Annotated in this window: 1 protein-coding gene; it reads left to right on the top strand. The window is 68.4% G+C overall.

From position 1 onward, the window contains the following. Window positions 1–18: 18 nt before the first annotated feature. Window positions 19–383 (top strand): RHS repeat domain-containing protein (locus DIE21_RS36955; protein ID WP_185642935.1); only part of this gene is annotated, 365 nt, incomplete at its 3' end.

The raw sequence follows: 383 nt of genomic DNA, 5'->3' as shown, positions 1-383 counted from the left end.
GAGTCGGTGATGGCGCGGATGCAGCGACAGATGGCGCAGGACCGCGCATGGTGGGATGCGCATCCGGGGGAACGGTTGCCGGAGGCGCAGCTCGCGCGGCGCATGCAGGTGGCGGGCGAGTGCGAGGCGCTGTGGGATTGGGAGAAGGCGCTGCCGAAGTGCGTGGGGAACGTGCTGAAGGAACTGAGCCGCACGCGCTACGAGCATGATGCATACGGCAATCTGGTGCGCCGGGTCGAACCGGGCGGCGTGACGTGGCTGTTCAAGTACGACGTGGTGCATCGGCTTCGGGAAGCGAGGCGCTTTGCGAAACCGCCGGCGGCGCACGAGATCGACCGGATCGAGCGGACGAAGGACGGCACGGCGACGTGGATTCCGGGCGC

Source organism: Burkholderia sp. Bp9140 (assembly GCF_003853425.1).
Taxonomy (GTDB): Bacteria; Pseudomonadota; Gammaproteobacteria; order Burkholderiales; family Burkholderiaceae; genus Burkholderia.
The sequence above is the reverse complement of the archived record's forward strand: the minus strand, read 5'-3'. Positions and strand labels throughout refer to the sequence as shown.